Source organism: Streptomyces sp. NPDC057743 (assembly GCF_042798755.1).
Lineage (GTDB): Bacteria > Actinomycetota > Actinomycetes > Streptomycetales > Streptomycetaceae > Streptomyces.
The window spans coordinates 22,294-47,157 of sequence record NZ_JBHVJX010000044.1 but is presented as its reverse complement, the minus strand read 5'-3'; the positions used below and the strand labels follow the sequence as shown (position 1 = coordinate 47,157).

General features: G+C 73.6%; 19 protein-coding genes. 8 read left to right on the top strand and 11 right to left on the bottom strand.

All coding sequences use genetic code 11. The annotated features are described in order from the left end of the window. Positions 1 to 82 precede the first annotated feature (82 nt). From ACFVFQ_RS33465 to ACFVFQ_RS33450, 4 genes are all read left to right on the top strand, one after another. On the top strand, positions 83 to 889 hold the full coding sequence (locus ACFVFQ_RS33465; RefSeq protein ID WP_383423368.1) for a sugar ABC transporter permease: 807 nt from the start codon (positions 83 to 85) through the stop codon (positions 887 to 889). 1 nt (position 890) lies between these two features. Beyond that, entirely contained in the window at positions 891 to 2,834 is a 1,944-nt protein-coding gene (locus ACFVFQ_RS33460) for an alpha-amylase family glycosyl hydrolase (protein WP_383423366.1), read from the top strand. Then, positions 2,822 to 3,868, top strand: coding sequence for a LacI family DNA-binding transcriptional regulator (locus ACFVFQ_RS33455; RefSeq protein WP_383423364.1), 1,047 nt, complete (start codon positions 2,822 to 2,824; stop codon positions 3,866 to 3,868). Before ACFVFQ_RS33460 ends, ACFVFQ_RS33455 begins: the two co-directional genes overlap by 13 nt. Before the next feature lie 222 nt (positions 3,869 to 4,090). Next, positions 4,091 to 6,850: an alpha-1,6-glucosidase domain-containing protein gene (locus tag ACFVFQ_RS33450; protein ID WP_383423362.1), complete on the top strand. Its 2,760-nt coding sequence runs from the start codon at positions 4,091 to 4,093 to the stop codon at positions 6,848 to 6,850. 142 nt (positions 6,851 to 6,992) lie between these two features. On the opposite strand, the gene ACFVFQ_RS33445 is transcribed toward ACFVFQ_RS33450, so the two are convergent. From ACFVFQ_RS33445 to ACFVFQ_RS33425, 5 genes are all read right to left on the bottom strand, one after another. Continuing rightward, complete coding sequence (locus tag ACFVFQ_RS33445) at positions 6,993 to 7,688, bottom strand: TetR/AcrR family transcriptional regulator (protein WP_383423360.1); 696 nt, start codon at positions 7,686 to 7,688, stop codon at positions 6,993 to 6,995. Between the two features lie 370 nt (positions 7,689 to 8,058). Then, positions 8,059 to 9,450, bottom strand: coding sequence for a PDR/VanB family oxidoreductase (locus ACFVFQ_RS33440; RefSeq protein WP_383423358.1), 1,392 nt, complete (start codon positions 9,448 to 9,450; stop codon positions 8,059 to 8,061). Positions 9,451 to 9,709: 259 nt separating this feature from the next. After that, positions 9,710 to 10,633, bottom strand: coding sequence for a metal-dependent hydrolase (locus ACFVFQ_RS33435; protein ID WP_383423356.1), 924 nt, complete (start codon positions 10,631 to 10,633; stop codon positions 9,710 to 9,712). 272 nt (positions 10,634 to 10,905) lie between these two features. Next, on the bottom strand, positions 10,906 to 12,906 hold the full coding sequence (locus tag ACFVFQ_RS33430) for a hypothetical protein (RefSeq protein ID WP_383423354.1): 2,001 nt from the start codon (positions 12,904 to 12,906) through the stop codon (positions 10,906 to 10,908). A 92-nt stretch (positions 12,907 to 12,998) separates the two neighbouring features. Next, the gene (locus ACFVFQ_RS33425; RefSeq protein ID WP_274916029.1) at positions 12,999 to 13,232 is read right to left on the bottom strand and encodes a DUF397 domain-containing protein; all 234 of its coding nucleotides are present in this window, start codon (positions 13,230 to 13,232) and stop codon (positions 12,999 to 13,001) included. Between the two features lie 553 nt (positions 13,233 to 13,785). On the opposite strand from ACFVFQ_RS33425, the gene ACFVFQ_RS33420 reads away from it, so the two are divergent. Continuing rightward, a complete protein-coding gene (locus ACFVFQ_RS33420; protein WP_383423352.1) occupies positions 13,786 to 14,556 on the top strand; it encodes a GNAT family N-acetyltransferase in 771 nt (256 codons plus the stop codon). Beyond that, positions 14,553 to 15,467, top strand: coding sequence for a lysophospholipid acyltransferase family protein (locus tag ACFVFQ_RS33415; protein ID WP_383423350.1), 915 nt, complete (start codon positions 14,553 to 14,555; stop codon positions 15,465 to 15,467). The genes ACFVFQ_RS33420 and ACFVFQ_RS33415 overlap by 4 nt, the downstream gene beginning before the upstream one ends. Here the strand turns inward: ACFVFQ_RS33415 and ACFVFQ_RS33410 are convergent. The 5 genes from ACFVFQ_RS33410 to ACFVFQ_RS33390 all read right to left on the bottom strand — a co-directional run bounded on the left by ACFVFQ_RS33410 (position 15,443) and on the right by ACFVFQ_RS33390 (position 21,160). Continuing rightward, entirely contained in the window at positions 15,443 to 16,072 is a 630-nt protein-coding gene (locus ACFVFQ_RS33410) for a winged helix-turn-helix domain-containing protein (protein WP_383423348.1), read from the bottom strand. The two genes, ACFVFQ_RS33415 and ACFVFQ_RS33410, sit on opposite strands and share 25 nt — an antisense overlap. Positions 16,073 to 16,317: 245 nt before the next feature. Next, the gene (locus ACFVFQ_RS33405; protein WP_383423346.1) at positions 16,318 to 17,151 is read right to left on the bottom strand and encodes a rhomboid-like protein; all 834 of its coding nucleotides are present in this window, start codon (positions 17,149 to 17,151) and stop codon (positions 16,318 to 16,320) included. 193 nt (positions 17,152 to 17,344) lie between these two features. Beyond that, entirely contained in the window at positions 17,345 to 18,367 is a 1,023-nt protein-coding gene (gene glnII / locus ACFVFQ_RS33400) for a glutamine synthetase (RefSeq protein ID WP_383423344.1), read from the bottom strand. Positions 18,368 to 18,542: 175 nt separating this feature from the next. Continuing rightward, the gene (locus ACFVFQ_RS33395; RefSeq protein ID WP_383423342.1) at positions 18,543 to 19,697 is read right to left on the bottom strand and encodes a hypothetical protein; all 1,155 of its coding nucleotides are present in this window, start codon (positions 19,695 to 19,697) and stop codon (positions 18,543 to 18,545) included. Continuing rightward, the gene (locus ACFVFQ_RS33390) at positions 19,694 to 21,160 is read right to left on the bottom strand and encodes a hypothetical protein (RefSeq protein WP_383423339.1); all 1,467 of its coding nucleotides are present in this window, start codon (positions 21,158 to 21,160) and stop codon (positions 19,694 to 19,696) included. The genes ACFVFQ_RS33395 and ACFVFQ_RS33390 overlap by 4 nt, the downstream gene beginning before the upstream one ends. 321 nt (positions 21,161 to 21,481) lie before the next feature. Between ACFVFQ_RS33390 and ACFVFQ_RS33385 the strand changes: the two genes are divergently transcribed. Beyond that, positions 21,482 to 23,053 carry an AMP-binding protein gene (locus ACFVFQ_RS33385; RefSeq protein WP_383423337.1) on the top strand — a complete coding sequence of 524 codons (1,572 nt, stop codon included), beginning with the start codon at positions 21,482 to 21,484 and terminating at the stop codon, positions 23,051 to 23,053. A gap of 114 nt (positions 23,054 to 23,167) precedes the next feature. Continuing rightward, the gene (locus ACFVFQ_RS33380; protein ID WP_383423335.1) at positions 23,168 to 23,440 is read left to right on the top strand and encodes a hypothetical protein; all 273 of its coding nucleotides are present in this window, start codon (positions 23,168 to 23,170) and stop codon (positions 23,438 to 23,440) included. A 102-nt stretch (positions 23,441 to 23,542) separates the two neighbouring features. On the opposite strand, the gene ACFVFQ_RS33375 is transcribed toward ACFVFQ_RS33380, so the two are convergent. Next, positions 23,543 to 24,808, bottom strand: coding sequence for a hypothetical protein (locus ACFVFQ_RS33375; RefSeq protein WP_383423333.1), 1,266 nt, complete (start codon positions 24,806 to 24,808; stop codon positions 23,543 to 23,545). Between the last annotated feature and the right edge of the window lie 56 nt (positions 24,809 to 24,864).

Here is a 24,864-nt window from a genome sequence, read left to right as displayed (position 1 = left end):
TCCCGGCTCTCGTCCCGGCTCTCGTCCTGGCTCTCGTTCTGACTTCCGTCCTAGCTCTCGGTCTCGGTCCGAGCGGCGTCCGTTGGTCTCCGTCGGGCTGCATCTGGCCCTGCTGTTGGCGACCGTCGTCGCGGTCTTCCCGCCGCTGTGGCTGCTGATCACCTCCTTCAAACCCACCAACGACGCCTTCACCACCGGCCTCGTCTCCCACTTCACACTCGCCAACTACACCCACGTCCTGACCGGCACCTCCTTCCTCACCTGGTTCGGCAACTCCATGGTCGTCGTCGGATTGACCACCGTCCTCGGGGTGTTCATCGCCGCCACCACCGGCTACGCCGTCAGCCGCTTCCGCTTCCCCGGCATGCGCCCGCTGATGTGGCTGCTGCTGATCACCCAGATGTTCCCGGTCGCCGTGCTGATCGTGCCGCTCTACAACCTGCTCGCCTCCCTCGGCCTGCTCAACCAGCCGGCCGGTCTCGTCCTCACCTACCTCACCATCGCCGTGCCGTTCTGCGCCTGGATGATGAAGGGCTTCTTCGACACCATCCCGGTGGAGATCGACGAGGCGGGCCGGGTCGACGGCCTCAACCCCTTCGGCACCTTCTGGCGGTTGGTCCTCCCGCTCGCCCGTCCCGGCCTCGCCGTCACCGGCTTCTACACCTTCGTCACGGCCTGGGCCGAGGTCGCCTACGCCTCCGCCTTCATGACCGGCGAGGAGAACCTCACCCTCGCCGGCGGGCTGCAGACCTTCGTCAACCAGTACACCAACGACTGGGGTTCGATGACCGCCGCCGCCGTGCTCATCGCCGTACCGGCCGCGCTCGTCTTCGCCTTCGCCCAACGTCACCTCGTCTCCGGACTGACCGCCGGCACCACCAAGGGATGACATGACCCGACAGCACACCGCCCCACCCGACACCACTCCCGCCGGGCACCCGGAGCCGGGCGACAACGCCCCTGCCGCAACGGCCACTTCGCGGCCCGCTCCGTCGACGTCAACGGACTCGTCGGCCACCGACTGGTGGCGCGACGCGGTGATCTACCAGATCTACCCGCGCAGCTTCGCCGACGGCAACGGCGACGGCATGGGCGACCTGCCCGGCATCCGCAGCCGGCTCTGCCACCTGCGCGATCTGGGCGTGGACGCGGTCTGGTTGAGCCCCTTCTACGCCTCCCCGCAGGCCGACGGCGGCTACGACGTCGCCGACTACCGGGCCATCGACCCCCTCTTCGGCACCCTGGCCGACGCCGAGGCCGTCCTCCACGAGGCCCATCGCCTCGGTCTTCGCGTCATCATCGACCTCGTCCCCAATCACTGCTCCGACCACCACACGTGGTTCCGCCGCGCCCTCGCCGAGGGCCCCGGTTCGGTCCACCGCGCTCGCTTCCACTTCCACCAGGGCCGCGGCCGCGACGGCGAACTCCCGCCCAACGACTGGGAGTCCCTCTTCGGCGGCCCCGCCTGGACCCGCCTCCCCGACGGCGAGTGGTACCTCCACCTCTTCGCCTCCGAACAGCCGGACTTCAACTGGGACCACCCCGCCGTCCAGGACGAGTTCCGCTCCATCCTCCGTTTCTGGCTCGACCTGGGCGTGGACGGCTTCCGCATCGACGTCGCCCACGGCATGGTCAAGGCGCCCGGCCTGCCCGACATCGGCCACGGCGAACAGGCCCGCCTCATCGGCTCACAGGTCCTCCCCTTCTTCGACCAGGACGGCGTGCACGCCATCTACCGCTCCTGGCGCGCGATCCTCGACGAGTACCCCGGGCCGCGGATCGGCGTCGCCGAAGCCTGGGCCCCCTCCGTCGAACGGCTGGCGCTCTACGTCCGCCCGGACGAGCTCCACCAGGGCTTCAACTTCCACTACCTGAACACCGCTTGGGACGCCGGCGATCTCCGCGCCACCATCGACACCTCCCTCGCCGCCCTGCGCGCCGTCGGCGCACCGGCCACCTGGGTCCTCTCCAACCACGACGTCGTGCGCCACCGCACCCGCCTCGGCGGCGGCCTGGCCCGCGCCCGCGCCGCCACCCTGCTGATGCTGGCGCTGCCCGGCTCCGCCTACCTCTACCAGGGTGAGGAGTTGGGACTGCCGGAGGTCACCGACCTCCCCGACGAGGCCCGCCAGGACCCGTCCTTCTTCCGCGCCAACGGGCAGGACGGCCTCCGCGACGGCTGCCGCGTGCCGCTTCCCTGGAGCGGCACCGAGCCCCCATACGGCTTCGGCGCCGGCGAGATCTGGCTGCCCCAGCCCGACGACTGGGCCGCGCTCACCGTCGAGGCCCAGACCGGCGATCCGGCCTCCACCCTGGAGCTGTACCGCAGCGCGCTGGCCCTGCGCCGCGCCCACCCCGGCCTCGGCGCGGGGGAGGCGATCGAGTGGCTGCCCGCCCCGGAGGGCGTGCTGGCCTTCCGCCGCCCCGGTGGACTGATCTGCACGGTGAACACCACGGCGGAGGCCGTCCGGCTGCCTCTGCCGCCTGCCCGTCAACTGCTCTCGTCGCGGGCGCCGTTCGCCGCGGATGCGGCACCCGCATCGGCTGCACCGCCCGCATCGGCTGCATCGGCCCCATCGGACTCACCAACCTCACCAACTTCATCTTCTGTCGACTCTCCCTCGTGCTCGCGCTCCTCGCTCCGCTCGCCCTCGTCATCTCCCGTCTCCTCTTTCCTCTCTGGCTCGACCGGTGCATCCGGCCCGCTCGGTTCGTCCGGCTCACCGGCCCGTCAACCGTCCAACGCCCCCCGCGACTTGGGAGTTCCCGGAAGTCCCGAAGTTTCTGAAATTCGTGAAATCCCGGCCGACACCGCGATCTGGTGGGAGGAGTGACCCGACCAACCCCTCGAACAGCCCCGCGGCTCTCGGACATCGCCGCCCAGGCGGGGGTCAGCGACGCGACCGCCAGCCGCGTCCTCAACGGCCGTGCGGGCGTGGCGGCGGGGACCCGGCAGCGGGTGCTTGCCGCGCTCGACGTCCTCGGCTACGAACGCCCCGTCCGGCTGCGACGACGGAGCGCCGGCCTGGTCGGCCTGGTCATCCCGGAGTTGACCAACCCGATCTTCCCGGCCTTCGCCCAGATCATCGAGCAGTGCCTGGCCGGCCACGGCTACACGCCGGTGTTGTGTACCCAGATGCCGGGCGGTGCCACCGAGGACGAACTCGTCGAGCAGTTGGAGGAGCGCGGGGTCACCGGCATCGTCTTCCTGTCCGGCCTGCACGCCGACACCGCCGCCGATCCCTCCCGTTACACCCGGCTCACGTCCCGGGGCGTGCCCTACGTCCTGATCAACGGCTACAACGAGCGGGTCGACGCGCCCTGCGTCTCGCCCGACGACCGCGCCGCGGCCCGGATGGCCGTGCGCCACCTCGTCGAACTCGGCCATGAGCGGATCGGGTTGGCGGTCGGTCCAGCCCGCTATGTGCCCTCCCGCCGCAAGGCGGAGGGCTTCGCGGCCGCCCTGGAGGAGGCGTTCGGTCTGCCGAGGCGGCGGGTCGAACGGCTCGTCCGGCACACCCTGTTCAGCGTCGAGGGCGGCCACGCCGCGGCCTCGGCCCTGCTGGCCGACGGCTGCACCGGCATCGTCTGCGGCAGCGACCTGATGGCGCTGGGCGCGGTGCGCGCCGCCCGTCAGCGGGGCCTCGACGTCCCCGGCCGGCTCTCCGTCGTCGGCTTCGACGACTCCCCGCTGATCGCGTTCACCGCCCCGCCGTTGACCACGGTGCGGCAACCGGTGCAGGCGATGGCGACCGCCGCGGTGGGCGCGCTGGTCGAGGAGATCCAGGGAAACCCGGTCCAGCGCACCGAGTTCGTCTTCCAGCCCGAGTTGGTGGTGCGCGGCTCCACCGGGCCGGTGGCGACCTGACGTCCGGCTATCCGGCCGTCCGGCCGTCCGGCCGTCCGGCCGTCCGCTCATCCCGCCCCGTGCGGGCCTCAGTTGGTGGCCGGTCCGGTCGGCCGGGCGCGTAGGACCCACCGTGGGTGGGCCTCCGGCCGACCGGACCGGCTCGCCAGGGAACGTAACACCGTTGCAATCTCTTGCGAAAGGTCTTGCAGTGACTGTCCATCGCGGCTAGAACCAGGGGCCATGCCCTCCACCGCGCACCGCGCCCGCCGCCGGACCGTCGCCCTCCTCGCCCTGTGCGCCGCCGCCGCCGCGCTCGCCCTGCCGACGCAGCCCCGCGCCCAGGCGGCCCCCTCCGGCGCCCCCACCAAGGCCGAGGCCCAGTGGATCGACCGCACCACCGTGATCTGGAAGGGCGCCCAACACGCCGCCGCCCAACTGGAGTTCGGCGCGGACGCGCGCCAAACGGGCCGCCTCCGGCTCACCCCCGGCACCCTCACCCCCGCCGAACGCGCCGCCTACCCGCACCTCACCGGCTACCCGGCCTTCACCGTCGACCCCCGCGACCGCGCCCTGGCCCCCACCGCCCTACGGGAGCGGCTGACCGCCGCCCAGGACACCCCCGAGGGGCGGCGCACCACCGGGGTGCAGATACCGGGCGTCCTCGACGACCTCTACGGCGCCCGAGCCCAACGCGCCGTCCTGGGACCGGTGTTCCGCGCCGGTCGCCCCGCCCTCTCCGTCTGGGCGCCCACCGCCCGCACCGTCGCGCTCGACCTGGCCGGCCGCCGGGTCCCGATGCACCGGGACGACGCCACCGGGGTGTGGAGCGTACGGGGCGGCCGGGACTGGAGAGGGAAGCCGTACCGCTACCTGGTCACCGTCTGGGCGCCGGGCGCCGCCCGGATCGCCACCAACGCCGTCACCGACCCGTACTCCACCGCCCTGACCACCGACTCCGCCCGCAGCCTCGTCGTCGACCTGGCCGACCCGAAGCTGGCCCCTAAGGGGTGGGCGACGCTGCGCAAGCCCGCCCCCGTACCGCTGCGCCGGGCCCGCATCCAGGAGCTGCACATCCGCGACTTCTCCCTCGCGGACCGCACCTCCCACCACCCGGGCCAGTACCTCGCGTTCACCGACACCGGCTCCGCCGGCATGCGGCACCTGAAGGCCCTGGCCGCGGCCGGCACCACCCACGTCCACCTGCTGCCGGCCTTCGACTTCGCCTCCGTCCCCGAACGCCGCGCCGACCAGCGGCGCCCGGACTGCGACCTGCCCGCCCTGCCCCCCGACTCCGCCCGCCAACAGGAGTGCGTGGCCAAGACCGCCGACCGGGACGGCTACAACTGGGGCTACGATCCGCTGCACTACACCGTCCCGGAAGGGTCCTACGCCTCCGACCCCTCCGGGACCGCCCGGAACGTCGAGTTCCGCCGCATGGTGCAGGGCCTCAACGGCATCGGTCTGCGCACCGTCATGGACGTCGTCTACAACCACACCGCCGCCAGCGGACCGGACGACCCGCACTCCGTCCTCGACCGGATCGTCCCCGGCTACTACCACCGCCTGCTCGACGACGGCGGCGTCGCCACCTCCACCTGCTGCTCGGGCACCGCGCCCGAGCACACCATGATGGGCAAGCTGGTCGTCGACTCCGTGGTCACCTGGGCCAAGCAGTACAAGGTCGACGGCTTCCGCTTCGACCTCATGGGCCACCACCCCAAGGCCAACATCCTCGCCGTCCGCCGGGCGTTGGACGCCCTCACCCCGGCCCGGGACGGCATCGACGGCAAGTCCGTGATCCTCTACGGCGAGGGCTGGAACTTCGGCGAGGTCGCCGACGACGCCCGCTTCGTCCAGGCCACCCAGCGCAACATGGCCGGCACCGGCATCGCCACCTTCAGCGACCGGGCGCGCGACGCGGTCCGCGGCGGCAGCCCCTTCGACGCCGACCCCCGCACCCAGGGCTTCGCCTCGGGCCTGTTCACCGATCCCAACTCGGCACCGGGCACAGCCGTTTCCCCCGGGAGCGCTCCCGGGAGCGCTCCCGGGGATGCTTCCGGTGGCGCATCAAAGTCCAAGGGCCGGGCGCAACGGAACGGGGACGACCCGGCCGCCCAACGGGCCCGCCTCCTCCACTACCAGGACCTCATCAAGGTCGGCCTCACCGGCAACCTCGCCGACTACGCCTTCACCGACACCACCGGACGCCGGGTCAAGGGCTCCCAGGTCGACTACAACGGCGCCCCCGCCGGTTACGCGGCCGCCCCGGGCGACGCCCTCGCCTACGTCGACGCCCACGACAACGAGACCCTCTACGACGCCCTCGCCTACAAGTTGCCGCCGCACACCTCCGTCGCCGACCGCGCCCGGATGCAGGTCGTCGCCCTGGCCACCGCCGCACTCTCACAGGGCCCGGCGCTCTCTCAGGCGGGCTCCGACCTCCTGCGCTCCAAGTCCCTCGACCGCAACTCCTTCAACAGCGGCGACTGGTTCAACGCCCTGCACTGGAGTTGCACCGATGGCCCCCGAGGCGGCACGGCCGACAACGGCTTCGGCCACGGCCTCCCCCCGGCCGCCGACAACAAGGACAAGTGGCCCTACGCCAAGCCCCTGTTGGCCGACCCGGCCCTCCGCCCCGACTGCGCCACCCTCGCCGCGACCTCGGCCGCCTACCGCGACCTGCTGCGCATCCACGCCACCGAACCGGCCTTCGGCCTGGCCACCGCAGCCGCCGTCCAGTCCGCCCTCTCCTTCCCCCTCTCCGGCCCCGACGAGACGCCCGGCGTGATCACCATGCGCCTGGCCGACCTCGTCGTCGTCTTCAACGCCACCCCGCAACGACAGTCCCAGACCGTCCCCACCCTCGCCGGCCGGCCCTACGCCCTGCACCCCCTCCAGGCCCACGGCGCCGACCGCACCACCGCGACCGCCGCCTACGACGCCACCACGGGCACCTTCACCGTCCCGCCCCGCACGGTCGCGGTGTTCCGACGGGGGTGAGGAGCCGGGGTGGCGGCATCGGGCCGGTGCTGGTCCGGCATCGGGCCGGTGCTGGCCCGGCGCCGGGCGGCCAACGGTTAGGCGGGAGGCCGGCGTTGGGCGTGGCCCGGGCGGGCCGGTGTCCGGTGTCAGCTCGACGGCGTCAGGCCGGCTGCGGCAACTGCAGCAGCCGGCCCACCAGATCCGCGAACATCCCGTCCGCGGGCTCGTCCGCCAGTATCCGGCGCACCACCTGCGCCATCCGCTCGTCGTACGCGGCGCTGACCGCCGCCAGCGCCGCGAAGTCGTGCACCAGCTGACGTTCGAGCTCGCCGCGGGGTATCCGTCGCCCGTCCAGCCACAGCAGCGCCGTGGTCTCGGCGAGCGAGACCCACGAGCGGACCACCAACTCCAGCCGTGGAGAGGGGTCCTGGGCGTCGAGATGGGCGAGGATCTGTGTGAACGCGGCCTGGCGTACGCCGTCGATCATCGCGCTCGTGCGGGTCGAACCGATCGCCGGGCCGCCGCGCATCAGGGCCGAGAAGCCGGGCCCGTGCTCCTCAACGAAGTCGAAGAACCGCTCCATGACGCGCAACAGCCGGGCGCCGAGCGGCCCTTCGTGGGGCTCGATGAAGCGTGCCGTCAGCTCGTCCGCGGCGCGCCGCAGGGCGGCTTCGTAGAGCTGTTGCTTGCCGGGGAAGTAGTGGTAGACCAACGGCCTTGATATGCCGGCCGCCTCGGCGATCTCGTCGATCGAGACGTCTTCGGGGGAGCGGTGGCTGAAGAGGTCGAGCGCGACGGCGATCAACTGCTCGCGTCGCTCCTCGACCCCCATCCTGCGGCGTGCCCCGTTCGTCATGCGCCCACCCTAACGACCGCCCCACGACGGCACCACCGCGCGAATGCGGCCTGTGGACAACGGCATGAGCCGCACCTTCCTCGCCTCCGCTCTCTGCTCGCTCGCCGCCGTCGCTCCTCACCCGCCCACCCCCCGAAGGGGGGTGGGCGGCGGGGAAAAAACAAGGCCCGGCCTCAACAAGGCCCGGCCCCAGCAAGGCCGACGCCGAACAAGGACCACGCCGAGCAAGTAAGACGCCGAGCAAGGCCGACGCCGGGCAAGGAAGACGTTGGGCAAGGCCGACGCCGAGCAAAGCCGACGCTGGGCAAGAGCAGCCCCGGCAAAGGCCCCCCGAGCCCCACCCGCCCCCCCAGCCCGCAAACGCCAACTCCTACAAATCCAGCACCAACCCCGCCCCCGACCCCGACCCGGCCCCCGAACCCGACTTCGCCCGGGAGACGCAGATCAGCAGCGAGTCCTCGCGTTCCGCATCCGTCAGGAGCTCGTCGCGGTGCTCCACCTCGCCCGCCAGGACCCGCTGTTGGCAGGTGCCGCAGAAGCCCTCCTCGCAGGAGTACGGCAGGTCGGGCAGGGCCTGTTCGCGGATCGCCCGGAGCACACTGGTGCCGGCCGGCACCGTCACCGTACGACCGCTCCGGCGCAACTCCACCTCGAATGACGCGTCCCCGCCGGGCACATCGCCGCCCGGCACGCCCTCGCCCGGTACGGCCCCGGCACCCGAAGCGGACCCTGATTCCGCCCCGGAACCGGAAGCAGAAGCCACCTGCGCGCTCCCCACCGCACTACCCGCCGCGCCCCCAACCGCGTTCCCCGCCGGGGCGAACCGCTCCGTGTGCAGGGTCAGCCCCTCCGGCCCGTTGGGCAGCAGCTCGGCGACGGCGTTCATCAGGGGCTCGGGACCGCAGCAGTACACGGCGGCATGCGGGGGCGCATCGGCGAGCGCCGCGGCCAAGTCGGGCCGCCCGTCCTCGTCTTCCGCCACTACCGTCAACCGCCCGCCATCCACCAAACCACCGACAGCATCACCGTCACCAGCGACCCCACCAACCCCACCGCCCCCGAAGGTGCCGACCCCGCCGCCCCCGGCCAGCTTCTCCACTTCCTCCAGGAACGGCATCGACGCCCGCGACCGCCCCGCGTACAGCAGCCGCCAGGGCACCCCCTCCGCCTCGGCCTGCCGCACCATCGGGAGGATCGGGGTGATGCCGATCCCGCCCGCGATGAAGAGGTAGGCGTGATGGTCCTCCAGGCGGAAGCGGTTGCGGGGCCCGCGTACCTCGACCGTCATGCCCGCGTGGAGCGCCTCATGCGCCTCCCGGGAGCCGCCCCGCCCGTCCTCGATCAGCCGGATCGCGATGGTGTACGAACCGCCGTCCACCCGTACGGCATCGGCCGGTTCGCCGCACAGCGAGTACTGCCGCACGGTGCCCGAGGGCAGCACCAGGTCGAGGTGCGCGCCCGGTTCCCAGTCGGGCAGCTGCTCGCCCTCCAGGCGCAGGGTCACCACGCCCTCGGCCGCCACGGTCCGTTCGGCCACCCGCAGGCGCAACGGCGCCGCGCGCCCCGAACCCCCGCGCGCCGCCCGGACCGCCTCGCGCCCCCGTCCGGAGATCGGCTGCTCCAGCGCCGGCAACGGCCACAGCGGCGACCGCTGGATCCGCCGGCGCAGCGCCCGCCGGACCAGGAGGGCGGCCCCGGCGACCACCAGCACGGTCCGCAGCGCCGAACCCCCGTTCCGCAACGGCCCGTTGAGCGCGGACACGGCTATACGGGACGACGACGGCAGCGCGGTCCCCTTAAGGGAAGGTCCCGTCACGGAACCCCTCTTAGGCGAGGGCCCCGCAAGGGAAGCCCCCTTAGGGGAAGCCCCCCTAAGGGAAGCCCCCTTACGGAGGCGACCACCGCGACCAGCAGACAGAGACGGGGCCGGAGACAGAGACAGGGCCGGAGACGGTGACAGGTACGAGGACGAGGGCGAGGGCGAGGGCGAGGACGGGGGCACACGGCCAGGCGCGGACATCTCAGGCTCCTCCGGGGGCGGCAACGGGCGCGGCAGCGGCGGCGGTTGCCGCGGGCGAACGGTCGAGGTAGGCGAGGGCCTGCTCGGTGTCGCCGTGCTGCGACGGGTGGTAGGTGCGGCTCAAGTACTGGGGCACCGAGCGGACGATCGCCCCGGTGGTCGGCAGCACACCCTGCCGGCCGCCCCGTACGAAGTCCCGCACGGCCGCCTTCCCGTTGAGAAGCGTGGGGTCGTTCGCCATGAAGAACCGGATGCCGCGCTGCCACAGGAACACCAGCGCACCGAAGGCCGTCGCCCACGTCCGCACCCGCCGCCGGTAGCCGCCGTCCAGGTGCATGAAGAGGTCGAACGCCACCGAGCGGTGCTCGACCTCCTCCGCGCCGTGCCAGCGCAGCAGATCGAGCATGGTCGGATCGGCGCCCTTGGCGTCCAGGGCCCCGGCGTTGAGCACCCAGTCGCCGAGGAAGGCGGTGTAGTGCTCGATGGCGGCGATCGTCGCCACCCGCTCCATGAGCCACCACGTGCGGGCCCGCCCAGGGGGGAGCGTCCGGTCGCCGAGCAGCTTCTCGAAGAGCCAGTCGACCTGCGCGGTATACGGGGTCGGGTCCAGCCCCTGTTCCCTCAGGTGCGGCAGCACATCGTCGTGCGCCTGCGAGTGCATGGCCTCCTGGCCGATGAACCCGATCACGTCCGCGCGCAGTTCGGGATCGCGGATGTACGGCAGCACCTGCTTGTAGACGTGTACGAACCAGCGCTCGCCGGCCGGCAGCAGCAGGTGCAGGACGTTGATGGTGTGGGTGCTGGACGGATCGCCGGGGATCCAGTGCAGAGGGGTCTGTGCCCAGTCGAAGGCCACGTTCCGGGCCTTCAGCGGGGTGTGCTCGGACGCGACCGGCTGGGGCCGCAGCGAGGCCGTATTAGACATGGCGTCAATGTACTGGCGGGTAAGGAATGGCGGTACCCCTCGGACGGCCAAAAACCGCCGGGAAGGGGGCGTCAGGAACGGACGGCGGCCACGCTGCCCCGAGCAGCCCCCGACCCCAACACGCCCCACGCACCCACCGATCCGCCACCCGCCCCACCTACTCCACCCGCGCCACCCGCCTCAGCCACAACTCCCCACCGGCAACCCCCACGTGCAATTTCCCCACCCACATCTCCCATCCCCAACTCCCCACCCACATCTCCCCACCAGCCTCACCGCAGCCCGTGCACCGTCCCGCCGCCCGCCAGCGTCCCCGTCAGCTCGGCGCGCGCGCCCGCCGTCGCGAGGACGGTCAGCAGCCGGCCGGGCACCCGCCCCCGCACCCCGCCGGTCGCGGTGATCGACGTGACCTGGTCGCTGCCCGCCGCCAGCAGCCACCACCGGCCGATGGGGCTCTTCCACAGCACGCCCGACAGCGCCCGGGGCGCCCGCGGGCCACAGGCCGTCCCGCCGTCCGCGCGGGCTGTCACCGCGCCCGTCGCGTACGGCTGCCCGCTGGGCGGCGGCACCTGGAACTGCGTCATCGTCCGACTGCCCGCCCCGCGCCAGGTCTCCGCCCGGGTGCACAGCCAGGCCGCGGTGCCGCCGCCCCCGGGGAGCGCCTGCTGGGCGAACCGCCAGGTGTTGACCGCCCGCACCCCCTGCGAACGGACCGCGGGCAGCTGGCACGCGGTGCGCGCCCAGGCCGTACGCCCCTCGGGGCCGGACACCGACGCGGGGGCGTCCGGCGGACCGTACGTGAGCCGGGCGGGCGCCAGTTCACCCAGGTCGGTCAGCAACTCGCCACCGGGACGCGAGCCCGGTACGCCGCCCGGTACCCCGTCCAGGCGCCCGCCGACCCTCAGGGCGGGCCACCCCGTGCACTTCTCCTCGGGGCGCGGTGTCGGGACGGGGGAGGTCAGGCCGTCGGCGCCGACGGTGACCCGTTGGCCCGCCGCGTTCGGCTTCACCAGGTCCACCGCCCGCACCGACGTCACCCAAGGGGCCGTCAGATAACGGACGTTGCTCGCGGTGCGGCCCGCGACGAGGGCGGTCGCCGAGTCCGCCGCCGCCCCGTCCGTCCGGGCGAAGTCCAGCGCGGCCCCGGTGCCGTCGTCGCGCTGCTGGCCGCCGGTCGGCTCGGCGTACCGCACCACCCGCAGCCCGTCGTGGAACAGCACCACCACGACGCGGTCCACCACGCCCGCGAAGAGCAGTTGGGGCGGCCCGGCCGCGGGCCCCGCGGACGTGCCGGGCGTCGCGGTGACCGACACCTGGGGGCCGGGCCGGGCCCACATCGTCAACGCCCGCCGGAGCAGCGCCTTGTCGCCGGTCCGGTCGCCGCGGGCCGGCCAGGCCGAGAAGTCCGGCCGCGCCGCGGTCTTCCACGCGGTCGGCGAGGACACCGCCAGCCGCCCCGGATCAAGTGCCGCCTCCGCCGCGGCATTACGGGCGTACGGCGGGGTCGCGACCCCGCCCGGGGCCCACCCCCCGCCCGGCAGCCCCAGCAGCGCCCCGCACACCACCACCGCCGCGCCGGCCGCCAGCGCCGCCCGGATGTGCTGCCGCCGCCGGATCAGGTCCGTCGGCCGGGCCTGGAGAGCACACGGATCGAACTCCACCGACTCCAACAGCGCCCGGTCCCGGCTCCCGGCCGGCAGCGCCGCCCGCTCCGCCTCGGCCAGCGCCCCGCGGGCGTCGTCGACCCCCGCGGCCTCCAGTACCCGCCGCGTCTCCTGCGGCGACAACCGCTCCAGATCGCGCAGCACGAACGCCGCCCGGGCCGGCGCCGACAGCGTCGACAGGGCCTGGTCCAGGGCGAGTTCATCGGCGCCGCCGGAGCGCGGGAACAGCCGCAGGCCCCAGACCTGGGGGAGCGGCGCCGGCGACTGCCAACGACGCCGCCCGACGGCCAGTGCCGCCCGTAGGACCCGCAGCCGCATCAAGGCGTAACCGGGATCGACGGCCGGATCCCCGCCCCGTTGGGCGGGCAGGGTGGTACCGGGACCGGGCCGCCGCGGCAGCGCCCGCTGCACCACCGCGTGCGCGGCCAGCACCCGTCGGCCGCGGTGCGGGCCCGGCGGCAGCACCACATAGGCCAACCTGGCCAGCCGCGGATAGTGCTCGACCAGGGCCGCCTCGGCCTGCTCGACGTCGATCGACTCACCCCCGTCGGCGTGCCCGACGGGGGAGGTGCGGTCCGGGCGCGGGGTTGCCGCCTGCTGCTGCTCCACATTCCGTGGAACGAGTGAATCCTGTCATGGTCACCGGCGGCCGGGCCCGCCCCGGACGGGTGACCGCCCCCGCGCGGGCCCGTTGGCGGACGTCAGCCCGGAAGGTCGAACTCCCCGTCCCGGGCCCCCAGGACGAACGCCCGCCACTCGGCCTCGGTGTAGCGCAGCACGACATCGGGCTCGGTGGAGTTGCGCATCGCCACCGCGCCGCCCTCCAGGAAGGCGATCTCCACCGCCTCCGCTTCCGGGTCGCCGGGCGGGCGCTGCCAGGTGGCGTCGGAGATGTCGAGGCTGTAGAGCCATTCCTTGTCGGCTGCGGTGCCCATGTCCTGCTCCCCTTACTCGCGTGAGCTGTGCGCCGGCCAGCGTACGCGGCGCCAGGGGTGGCTTCCACCGGCGAACTGGGCGGTCCACGCTGCCGGTTGCCGAAGCGGGCGGGATACCGGGCCATGGGGCCCGCCCGATTGCGCTGCCGGGTTGCCGGCCGTCCGGCCGACTGCCCTGCCGATTGGCCGAAATGCATTGCTGGAATGCATGGCCGGAATCCGTTGCCTGAGTGCGTTGCTTGAATTCGTTGCCCGCCAACGGGAGTTCCGAAGTGCGCCCGCCCAAAGGGGGCGGGTCGGCGCACCATGCTGCCCAGCTGCCCAGCTGCCCAGTGGCCCACGGGACCGGCGAGGCGCAGCGCGCCCCAGGGGACGCCGGGGCACCGCCCCCGGGGCCGTGCCGTCCAGTGTTCCGCCGCCCCTCATCCGTACGCCCCCTGCGCTTCACGCCCCCGGTCCTCGGGCGCGGGAACAGTCTGCCGCGTAGGAGATCCCCAGGTCATTGGGTTGCGCGCCCGTAGGGGCGGACCCAGCTCCACCCACGGAGGCCCTGATGAGCACGGCACCGACCACGTCCGCCGGCCGCCCCGCCGCTCCCGCCCCGGCCACCCCCGACTACACCGCCCTGATCGCCGACACCCCCGCCCTGGTCCGGGCCGCCCAGCGCCTGCGCCACCAGGTCTTCGGTGACGAGTGGGGCGCCACCCTGGACACCCCGCTTCCCGGCCACGACATCGACCCGGTCGACGACCTCGCCGACCACCTCGTCGTCCTCCACCACCCCACCCGCACCGTCGTCGGCACCTACCGTCTGCTGCCCCCGGGGCGCACCCAACGCCTCTACTCCGACGGGGAGTTCGACCTCACCGCCCTCGACGCGGTGCGCCCCGCCCTGATCGAGGCCGGCCGCTCCTGCGTCCACCCCGAGCACCGCAACGGCGCGGTCATCAACCAGATGTGGGCCGCCCTGGCCCGCTACACCCTGCTCTCCGGCCACCGCTACCTCGCCGGCTGCGCCTCCGTACCGCTCGCCGACGGGGGCACCGCCGCCGCCCACGCCTGGGCCCTGGCCCGCACCCGGTACGCCGCGCCGCCGGCGTTCCTGGTCAGCCCGCGGCGCCCCTGGCACCCCACCGCCCCGCTGCCCGAACGCCCCGCCGTCGCCCCACTCCCGCCGCTGCTGCGCGGCTACCTGAGGATCGGCGCCTGGCTGTGCGGCGCGCCCGCCCACGACCCCGACTTCGCGGTCGCCGACTTCTTCACCGTCCTGGACATCGAGCAACTCGGCGACCGCTACCGCCGCTTCTTCCTGGGGGACCGGTGAACGGTCCCTGGGACGTCCGCCCGGTCTGCACCCCGCACTGCGCCACGCACGCCGTGGTGCCCATCCCGTTTTCCGGCACCGTCCGCCGCGCCGCCGCGTTCAGCAGCGCGGTGGGCCGCGCCCTGACGGACGGCCCGCACCTGACCGATGCGGTACGGCTACGGAGCCACGCCCGGGCCCTCCTGGCGGCGCTGGGCGTCACGTTGGAGACCCGGGGCATAGACGCCCGGCCGGCCCCGCTGTCGGTGCCGGGAACGGAGCCGGGGGAGCACCCCTCGGGAACCACCGAAGTCACCAAGGGCACTGATACTCCCACCACCCCCACCATCCCCGGCACCCTCATCGTGCTCAACCACATCTCCTGGCTCGACATCGTCGCCCTGCTCGCGGTCGAACCCGCCACCGTGCTCGCCAAGCGCGAGGTGGGCCGCTGGCCGCTGGTCGGCGGCCTGGCCCGCCGCGCCGGCACGCACTTCATCGACCGCGCCAGCCCCCGCCAACTCCCGCACACCGTCGCCGAACTGGCCGCGCTCCTGGCCGCCGGCCGCTCGGTGGCCGTCTTCCCCCAGGCCACCACCTGGTGCACCGCCGACCGGGGCGCCTTCCGCCGGGCCACCTTCCAGGCCGCCCTGGACGCCGGCGCCCCGGTCCGCCCGGTGACCGTCGACTACACCCAACAGGGCCGCCCCACCACGGTGGCCGCCTTCTGCGGGGCCGACACCTTCGCCGCCTCGCTCCACCGGGTGCTCACCGCCCACGGGTTGGCCATCCGGGTCACCGCCCACCCGGCGCTTCCCACGGCGGGCCGCGACCTGGACCGACGCGCACTGGCGGCCGCCGCCGAGCGGGTCGTGCTCGGCGGCGGCCGGGTGCCGGGGCGGGCCGGTCAGGCGCTCGGCACGTACTTGTAGCCGACCCGGCGGACGGTCACGATCGAGCCACGGTGCTCGGCGCCCAACTTCCGCCGCAGCCGGGCCACATGGACGTCGACGGTGCGACCGTCACCGACGTGCCCGTAGCCCCACACCGTGGTCACCAACTGGTCGCGGGTGTGCACCCGGTGCGGATGCGCGACCAGATGGGCCAGCAGCTCGAACTCCAGGTACGTCAGGTCCAGTTGTCGGCCCCGGACGTGCACGGTCCGCTGCTCGGGGTCGATCCGTACGATCTCGTCGCCGGTCCGGGCCGCCGGGGCGGGCTCGGCGGGCGGCTGTGGCGGGCCTGGGGCCTGCTCGGCCGGCACCAGGACGAGGTAGCCGACCATCGGCGGCTGACCGGGCAGGGCCGGCAGGCTGTGCTGCGGCGCCGGGAGCCAGGTCGCGCCGGAGTTCAGCAGCTCGGCGACCTGCTGGGCGCTGTGTCGCGGCGCCATCCCCGGGCTCGGCTCGGGGGCGGCGCCACGAGGGGTGGCGGGGGCTTCGTCGGGTGCCACCGCCCGCAGTCGGTGGCGGTGGTGGGGCGGAGGGGGAACGGCGGCCGTAGGGGAATCGGCAGGAACGGTACGGAGATTGGCCATCGAACGTCAGCTCTTTCGCGCAGGGGGACCATCGGGGAGGTCGTGCGCGCGGGCAAGGCCGGGACACCGGTCAGCGGCGTCGGGAGAGAGGGTGCGGGCCCGCGCTCAGTGCGCGCGGCAACACAGACGGTCGAAGGCGTGCGCCTGCCGGGACGGCCAGAACGGCTCAAGGTCGCTGCGACCCGTCGCGGTGTCAGTAAGGCTGGCCATGGCCCTATTGAACCAGACGGCCCTTGATCTGTCTTTCACACCACCCCTCGTTGTGACGCGATCCCGTCGCCCGACGGCCGCGCGCTCCCGTGCGCAGAGGACGGGACGGTGCCGACTGCCGTTCCCCGCACCGGAGTTGCCGCTGCGGTCAGCTGCGCGAACTCCCGTCCGGTGGCCGGAAAACGCCCCCGCATCGCTGTGCGCGCGGCCCCGATCGCCACCCCGAGGGCCAGCGCCGTCAGATGCCCGGCATCGGTGAACGTCCGGCCCCGGCGGACCACCGGCGCCGCGCCCAGCACCAGCAGCCCGCCGGTCGCCGCCGCCCGCGCACCCCGGTGCGGCAGTGACGCGGCCAGCGCGCCGAGTGTGGCGTAGAAGCCGTAGCTCGCCCCGACGTCGACGGCGTGCGCGGTGGCCCCGCCCGCGGCGCCGGCACCGCCGGGCGCGCCCGGTATCGGCGGCCCGACCGCCTCCGGTCGGGCCCCGGGCCGCCCCCGCAGGCTCGCATAGATCAACAGGCTGGCGCCCACGTGCCCGGCCGCGAACACCGCCGCCGCGCGCCCGGCGCCCCACCGCGCCTCGGCCGTCCCGAGCGCCGCCAGCAGCGCGACGCCGTACGCCGGCGGTATCGGTCGCTCCACGAAGGCCGCACTGGTGGCCAGCGTGCCCCATCTTCCGGCGCGCAGATTGGCCACGTTGGTGGAGTGTGCCCGCAGCAGCCCCGTACGCCGCGACGCCGGCAGCCGGGCGGTGGCATACGCCCCGAGCTGTAGCGCCCCCACATACAGCGGCGTCACCCACGGCAGCGTGCCGCGCCAACGCCCGCCCGGCCGGCGGAAGTTACCGACGTCCCTGTTCGCCCGCTTCATGCGTCCGTCCCCCGTTCCCCTCGCTCCGCGCCCTGCGCGCGTGATCGCCGGCATGCCCCCAGCGTGCCACCCGCCACTGACAACCGGCCCAGGCCGCCCGGCGGTTGACCCCGCGCCGGCCGTCCGGGCATGCGGAAGGGGCCGGACCAGCCGGTCCGGCCCCGCTCACCCGCGCGTCGCTCCGCGCCGGGCGTCACACCTGCTCGCGCCGCTCCAGCTCCGCGCAGCAGGTGTCCACGATCAGCCGGGTCACCACGTAGGGGTCCACGTTGGCGTTCGGCCGGCGGTCCTCGATGTAGCCCTTCTTCTCGACCTCGACCTGCCACGGGATGCGCACCGAGGCGCCGCGGTCCGAGGCCCCGTACGAGTAGCTGTCCCAGGGCGCGGTCTCGTGCGCACCCGTCAGCCGCTCCTCGATGCCGGTGCCGTACTGGCGGACGTGCTCCAGCGGCTTGCCGTCCGCGCCCAGCGCCTCGCAGGCGGTGATGATCGCGTCGTAGCCCTCGCGCATCGCCCGGGTCGAGAAGTTGGTGTGCGCGCCCGCGCCGTTCCAGTCGCCCCGGGCCGGCTTGGCGTCCAGGGAGGCGGTGACGCCGTGCTCCTCCGCCGTACGGTGCAGCAGCCAGCGCGCCACCCACATGTGGTCGGAGACCTCCAGCGGGGCCAGCGCGCCCACCTGGAACTCCCACTGACCGGGCATCACTTCGGCGTTGATGCCGGACATCCCCAGGCCGGCCGCCAGGCAGCGGTCGAGGTGCTGCTCGACGATCTCCCGGCCGAAGATCTCGCCGGCGCCGACGCCGCAGTAGTAGCCGCCCTGCGGGGCCGGGAAGCCGCCGCCCTCGGGGAAGCCCAGCGGGCGCTCGCCCTTGAGGAAGGTGTACTCCTGCTCGATGCCGAAGATCGGCTCCTGGGCGGCGAAGCGCTCCGCCACCGGGCGCAGCAGGGCCCGGGTGTTGGAGGGGTGCGGCGTGAGGTCGGTGTGCAGCACCTCGCAGAGCACCAGCAGGTGGTCCCCGCCGCGGATCGGGTCCGGGCAGCTGAAGACCGGGTCGAGCACGAGGTCCGACGCGTGGCCCTCGGCCTGGTTGGTGCTGGATCCGTCGAAGCCCCAACGGGGCAGCGAGCTGCCGTCCTTCAAGATCCTGGTCTTGGAGCGGAGCTTGGCGGTCGGCTGGGTGCCGTCGATCCAGATGTACTCGGCCTTGATGGTCACGAAGGTCCTCTTAATACGGGTCGGCGCGGTACGCGTGCGGGCGTACCGCTGCACTCTCGCAAGTGGCCGTTTCCCGTCCGTTGCCCGTATGTGAACCACAGGTTACTCAGTCGGACATCCTCTGATTCTGCGACGATTCACCGCAAAATGCCTGGCAATCTCTTGCCGGTGGCGCTCACCCATGCTCCCGCAGCAGCCCCTCGAACCCCAAGTTCCGGATCCTGCGCACCAGTTCGGGCGCCTCGATGCGCAGGCTGGCCGCGGTGTCGCCGACGTGCCAGTCGTGCGCGGCCAGCCGCCGCAGCACATGGCCGCGCCGCACCTGCTTGTCCGAGAGCCGGAACGTCATCAGGTACGCCACCCGCCCCCGCTGGTCGCAGATCACCTCGCCGATGTGCTGCGGGCGGTGCAGCGCGAACGGCGGCAGGAAACGGGACAGCCGGAACCGTCCCATCCGGTACACCCGGCGCACGTCGTACGACGCGTCCAGCAACTCGGCCACCATCAACGCCTCGTGCTGCCGCTCCCACTGACGCCCGCACCACTCGGCCGCCGCCCGCAGCTCCTTGAGGGAGGCCACGTGCGTCCCGTCGATACGGGCGGTGAACTCCGGCACCGGCCCGCCATACAGGGCGTACTGGTACATCAGCTCGCCATAGAGGTGGTGGACCAGCGACGGGTGCAGCGCCCGGTAGGCGTCCGGGTGCGGCACCACGAAGGCGGTGGCCAGCGCGTCCGCCACGTACACCAGCACCCCGCACTGGCCCGGATGGATCTCGAAGATCCGCAGCGCGTCGGCGAGCCCGGCCACCTCCTCGCCCCGGTACGCCGTCTCCGCGCGCGGCGACAGCCCCGCGCGCACCGCCCGTCGGGTCCACTCCTCCCAGACCACCGACGGCCCGCCGAAGTGCAGCGCCAGATAGCCGTCGAGCGCGAGATGGAGCGGCAGGAACCGCAGGCCCGCCGGGCCGGTGCCGCCGCGCGCCGCCCGGTGCCGGCGCTGTCGCTGCACCAGCTTCCGGGGAGCGGGCAGCGAGGCGCTCGCCACCGGGCGGCTCCCGTCGCTCAGCTGCGCCCCGTAGGAGGCGACCGGCGACCCGTCACCCGTCCAATTCGCCACAAAACCATGCGGAATGTACGAGGTGTAGGACGCGTTCCGCTCCGCCGCCACCGTGGCACCTTCCCCGTCCCCGTCCCTGCTGTCCCCGTACACCTCCCGATGCAGCCGCAGGTCCTCGATGGGCTCCGCGCGCACCAACGGCACCAGCCGCACCGCGCCCCACACCTGTGCCGGACGGGCCCGCAGCTCGCCCAGGTCCAACCCGCTCATTCCGCGCCCCCCGTAGCCGCCGCTGCGTCCGCCGCCGCCAGGAACTCCCGTACCCGCTCGTCCAGATGGGCCCGCAGCTCCGCCAGCCCGGTGCGGCCCTCCGCGAACCGCGCGAGCTGCGCCAGCGTCGGCAGGTCCTCGGCTCGCCGCACGCCCACCGTGGGCACCGCGGCCGCCAGCCGCCGGACGGCGAAGTCCGCCGCGTCGTACACCGGGTTGAGGTGCAGCACCGGGACCTCGCCCCGCGGGTCGAGCCGGCTGCGCCACACCCGCAGCACCTCGCCGGCCAACCCGGGCGGCGTGTTGTCCCAGCCGTCCGAGACGATCACCAGCCGCTCCGGCCCGGTCTCCAGCGCGTCCAGCACCCGCATCCCCAGGGGCGTCGCCCCGTACGGGTACACCAGGAGCGCGTCGGTCCGCCCCGACGTCCACAACGGGCGGTACGACCCCGCCAGCGCCTCCAGGAGGAAGTGACAGGCCAGCGCGACCGCCAACGGGCGCTGCCGCTTCTGCCGCGAGCCGGTGGCCGAGAAACTGTCGTCCAGGACGGCGGCCACCCGGCCCCAGGTACCCGCCCGCGCGCCCGCCGCGCGCCGGGCCGCCGCCCGCAGCGCACCGGTCAGTTCGGCCCGGCGCGCCACCCGGTCGTCCAACGGGAGCCCGAGGACGTACGACGCCAACCGGGTCAGCGGCAGCGCCGCCAACTCCGCCGCCACACTGGCGCGATGGGCCCGCGCCGACTCCTGGACGCGCAGCCGCTCCAGACGGGTCATCCGGGGCGCGATGCGCTCCAGGAAGGCGCGGCGGTCGACACCGTGCCGGGCCGCGAACCCCTCGGCGACCGTGAACGGCAGCTCGTACAGCGCCGCCCGCTCGTAGTGCGCCCGCCGCCAGGCGTCCAGCAGCGGGGTGGCGTACCGCGCGCGCCGGTCCGGTGCGAACAGGAAGTCGCCCAGCTCGCCGCCGGCGACGCCGGCCAGCGGCAGATGCGCGTGCCGCGCCGCACCGGCCAGCCCCGCGCGGTACTTCACCGCGTCCAGCGCCGGGTCCGGGCGCGCCGCGAACCAGTCCCGCACGATCGCCCGGGTCCGGCGGTTGTTCACCCTGGCCTCCCGCAGGGCCCGGAACAACCGGTACGCCCGTGGGGCCGGCAGCCGCGCCAACCGGGCCGCGATCAGCCGCCCTTCGGCGCGCCGCTCCTCCACCGTCGCCTCGCCGGCGGTCTCCAGGAGCCGGCGCACGATCAGCGCGGCATTGTGGTCGTTGACGTCCAGCGCCAGCGAAGCGGCGTACAGGGGGCGGTAGTTGCCGCACACATAGGCGTGCAGGAAGTCCAGCGACATCCGCTGCTCCGCCGCGTCGGACCGGAACTCGCGCTGCCCGGTGGCGGTGACCGCCGCGTTCACGAACAGCAGCACGTCCTCCGCCGCCAGCGTCTCCGCCCGCGCCTGGTGACTCTCCACTCCCGCCCCCGGGGCCGACCCTCTCTCCACACTGGACGCCGGCCGGGGAAGTGGGGCGCGAACAGCGAATCGTTGCTTGACAGAGCAGGTCCGGAAGTCGCGCCGGAGTCCCGCGGCCGGCCCCGGCAACGTAACACCGCCCCCGCCGCGCGGTCATACGGATTCCGCCGCCACCGCCCCACCCGTCCACCGACACCTCCCGCTCATGGCCCCAAAGGCATGACCACATGGCGGATTTGGTCGTGGAAGGCATGACCGCCCGCCGCTTAACGTCACCTCTGCCGGCCCACCCCCTCCGTCCTCACCAGGAGCGCACCCACCATGCCGTCCCAACCGCCGTTCACCAGCTACGTCGACCTTCTCCTCGCCGCCCTCGCCCGCGACCCCGACCGCCCCGCCGTCACCGCGCCCGACGGCACCGCCGTCACCGCCGGCGCCCTGCACGCCACCGTCCACCGCATGGCCGCCGTCCTCGCCGCCCGCGGCACCGGCCGCGGCCGAACGGTCTGCGTCCTCAGCCGCAACCGCCCCGACGCGCTCGCCGCCCGTTACGCCGTCAACCTCGCGGGCGCGCGGGTGGTGCTCCTCTACGACGGGATGGCCGCCGAGACGCTGTCCCGGGTGGCCGAGAGCGCGGACACCGCCCTCCTCCTGGTCGACCCCGACCTCCACGACACCGCCCGCGCCCTCCTGGACGGCTTCGCCGGCCCCCGCCCCCAGGTCATGACCCTCGGCCCGCTCCCCGCCGACGCCGCCCCCCTCGGCCCCGACCTGCTGGCCGCCGGCGCCGCCCTCCCCGACACCCCCACCGTCGCCGGCACCGCCCGCCCCGAGGACGACTGGTGCATCCGCCACACCGGCGGAACGACCGGCGTCCCCAAGGGAGTTCAGATGCCGCACGCCCCGTTCGCCGCGATGCTCGCCCAGGCGCCCCTAGGGGCCGCCGGCGATCCGCCCCGCCTCCTGGCCTGCACCTCGCTGGCCCACATGGCGGGCATCATGAGCGACCTCACCCTGGTGGCCGGCGGCACCGTCGTCCTCCAACGGGACTTCGACCCCACCGCCGTCCTGTCCACCGTCGCCCGCGAACGCATCACCCACCTCTGGCTGTTGCCGCCGCTCCTCTACCGCCTCCTCGACGACCCCACCCTCCCCACCACCGACCTCAGCTCCCTCACCCGCATCACCTACGGCGGCTGCCCCGCCTCCGCGCCCCGGATACGCCAGGCCGTCGAGGCGTTCGGCCCGGTCCTCTACGGGTGGTACGGCCAGTCCGAGGCGATGGCCATCACCGAGGCCGGCCCCGCGGACCACGCCGACATCCGCCCCGACGCCCCGATGACCGTCGGCCGCCCGCTCCCCGGCGTCACCCTCGCCATCCGCGACCCCGAGGGCCGCGACCTGCCCCCGGGCGAGCCCGGCGAGGTGCACGTCCGCTCCGCCGGCGCCATGCGCGGCTACTGGAAGCGCCCCGACCTCACCGCCCAGGTGCTGCGCGACGGTTGGGTGCACACCGGGGACGTCGGCTACCTGGACGCCGACGGCCGCCTCTACCTCGTCGACCGCCTCAAGGACGTCATCATCGTCGTCGGCGGCCACGTCCACCCCGCCGAACTGGAGGACCTCCTCCACACCCACCCCGCCATCGCCCACGCCGCCGTCTACGGCGTCCGCACCCCCGACGAGACCGAGGAGGTCCACCTCGCCGTCGTCCCCGCCCCCGGCCACCCCACCGACGACCTCACCCTCCCCGCCCTCCGCGCCTACATCACCGCCCACAAGGGCACCCTCTACGCCCCCACCGCCCTCCACCTCCTCGACACCATCCCCCTCACCCCCGTGGGCAAACCCGACAAAAACCTCCTCCGCCGCCTGCCCCGCCCCACCCCCTGAGAAGCGGCCGGCCGCGGGCCCAAATCCCCCCTGGCCAGGGGCTTTTGTCAGTGCCCCGCAGTAAAATGGGAACCAGCAAGTGAGGGTTCCAGCAAGCTCCAGGAGGACCACCGGATGGCCATCGCCACACCCATGACGAAACCCCTCCCGGCCCACCCACTGCCCAAGAAACCGCTCCCCGCCGGCTGGCCCCGCGAGCGGTACGAATCCCACAACCGCCGCCTGAAGGCCATGCGCCTGGCCATAGCCCTCCTCGACACCGGCACCTACCGCCCCGAACAGGCCACCAACCCCACCATCCGCACCACCGCCCACTCCATAGGCGTCCACCACCCCTCCGACACCACCTGCCGCCTGGTCCGCGCCCTCCTCTACGACAACTGCTAAACGCCACGACGGGGGTGAGTGCTGCCGACCGTCCGCCCCGGTACGTGACGTACGTACCGGGGCGGGGGCCGGCGGGCACCGCCACTGCGAGCCACCAGGTATTTATGAGGTGACACCGTCCGCTGCCTCGCCGGTTACGGTGACCGGCAGCGGAGCCGGCTCCACGGGCAACTGTGCCGCGGGCGCGGGCAGTCGCAGCTCCCGGTAGATCAGCGCGCGCATCCGGCGGGCGAAGTGGCCCGGCTCAGAGGTGATCCGAGCCGCCACCCGCGCATGGTGCTCGGCGCGGGGCGCGGCCGCGGCCTGGCGCAGTTGGCCCCGCAGCGGCCGGTCCGCGTGGATCCGGGGTGCGATCGACCTCAGCTCGACCATCGGCGAGCCCGGCGCCAACTCCACGGTCGGCGAACCTGCCATGAGGACGGGAGCGCCCGTCATCGTCCCGTATAGCGACACCGAGCCGTGATCACCCACGATGAAGTCGGCCGCGACCAAGGGCCCGCACCAGTCCGCGTACTGGCTGACCAGAAGCACCCCAGCGCGCCGCAGCCCCGCGAACCAGCTCTGGACCTGCCAATCGCCGTGTGCACTCCACACATTGGGGTGTAACAGGACGGCGATCCGGAACTGGTCCCGAGGGAGTTCCGTCACGAGCCGGTCCAGTAGATCCCACTGCTGGCCGAGCAACGCGTCGGGTCCCCAGGTGGAACAGGCAAGTACCAACGCCTGGTTCGCACCGATACGCAGCGCCTCCCGGTACCGCGCCCGCGAGGGCAGGCTCGCGGTCATGCGGTCGAAGCAGGGATCGCCGATCACCTCCGCGAAGGGCAGCGCCTCCGGGCATGCGCGGCCGAGGCGCGTGAGCTCTTCCTCGTGCGACAGCACGATCACCTTGGGGACGACCACCCCATCCCTGACCAGTCGTTGGCGACTCAGTCCGTAAACCTCCCGTTCCCCGGCCGTCACACCGGGGCCACGGCGGTTCGTGGGCACGGAGACGAACTTGTTGTGCCCGACGCCGTGCGGGAGCACGATCACCGGGGCGTGCAGCTCATAGAGGCTCCCGTGGCTGGCCGCCAGAGCCAGATCGAAGCGCACATTCACGGCCTGGCTCCAGGGCACCACAAGCCCCCTCAACCCCTCCAGAAACCCGGCCACACCGTGACTGAAGACATCGGGAGCGGCCGTGAACATGACTTGCACCCGTGGATCGGCGTCCAACAGCCGAACGGCATCCACCACGCGCTGCCCCGCGGCCACGGTATGCACCACTGCCAGTACGCGCTTCTCCATGCGCCGAGTGGCCCACCGGTCACCGTCCAGCCGCAGCGGCACGGGCCACCGATCCATACCCGACACTGACGCGCTCATGCGAACTCCCCTTCCCTGTCGATGACATGGCCGTACCGGCCGATGCCTACTGCCAC

Coding starts and splice junctions, on each gene's coding strand:
- ACFVFQ_RS33460 (WP_383423366.1), top strand. CDS start 891: ATGACCCGACAGCACACCGCCCCACCCGACACCACTCCCGCCGGGCAC.
- ACFVFQ_RS33450 (WP_383423362.1), top strand. CDS start 4,091: ATGCCCTCCACCGCGCACCGCGCCCGCCGCCGGACCGTCGCCCTCCTC.
- ACFVFQ_RS33445 (WP_383423360.1), bottom strand. CDS start 7,688: ATGACGAACGGGGCACGCCGCAGGATGGGGGTCGAGGAGCGACGCGAG.
- ACFVFQ_RS33435 (WP_383423356.1), bottom strand. CDS start 10,633: ATGTCTAATACGGCCTCGCTGCGGCCCCAGCCGGTCGCGTCCGAGCAC.
- ACFVFQ_RS33425 (WP_274916029.1), bottom strand. CDS start 13,232: ATGGGCACCGCAGCCGACAAGGAATGGCTCTACAGCCTCGACATCTCC.
- ACFVFQ_RS33420 (WP_383423352.1), top strand. CDS start 13,786: ATGAGCACGGCACCGACCACGTCCGCCGGCCGCCCCGCCGCTCCCGCC.
- ACFVFQ_RS33410 (WP_383423348.1), bottom strand. CDS start 16,072: ATGGCCAATCTCCGTACCGTTCCTGCCGATTCCCCTACGGCCGCCGTT.
- ACFVFQ_RS33405 (WP_383423346.1), bottom strand. CDS start 17,151: ATGAAGCGGGCGAACAGGGACGTCGGTAACTTCCGCCGGCCGGGCGGG.
- ACFVFQ_RS33395 (WP_383423342.1), bottom strand. CDS start 19,697: ATGAGCGGGTTGGACCTGGGCGAGCTGCGGGCCCGTCCGGCACAGGTG.
- ACFVFQ_RS33385 (WP_383423337.1), top strand. CDS start 21,482: ATGCCGTCCCAACCGCCGTTCACCAGCTACGTCGACCTTCTCCTCGCC.
- ACFVFQ_RS33380 (WP_383423335.1), top strand. CDS start 23,168: ATGGCCATCGCCACACCCATGACGAAACCCCTCCCGGCCCACCCACTG.
- ACFVFQ_RS33375 (WP_383423333.1), bottom strand. CDS start 24,808: ATGAGCGCGTCAGTGTCGGGTATGGATCGGTGGCCCGTGCCGCTGCGG.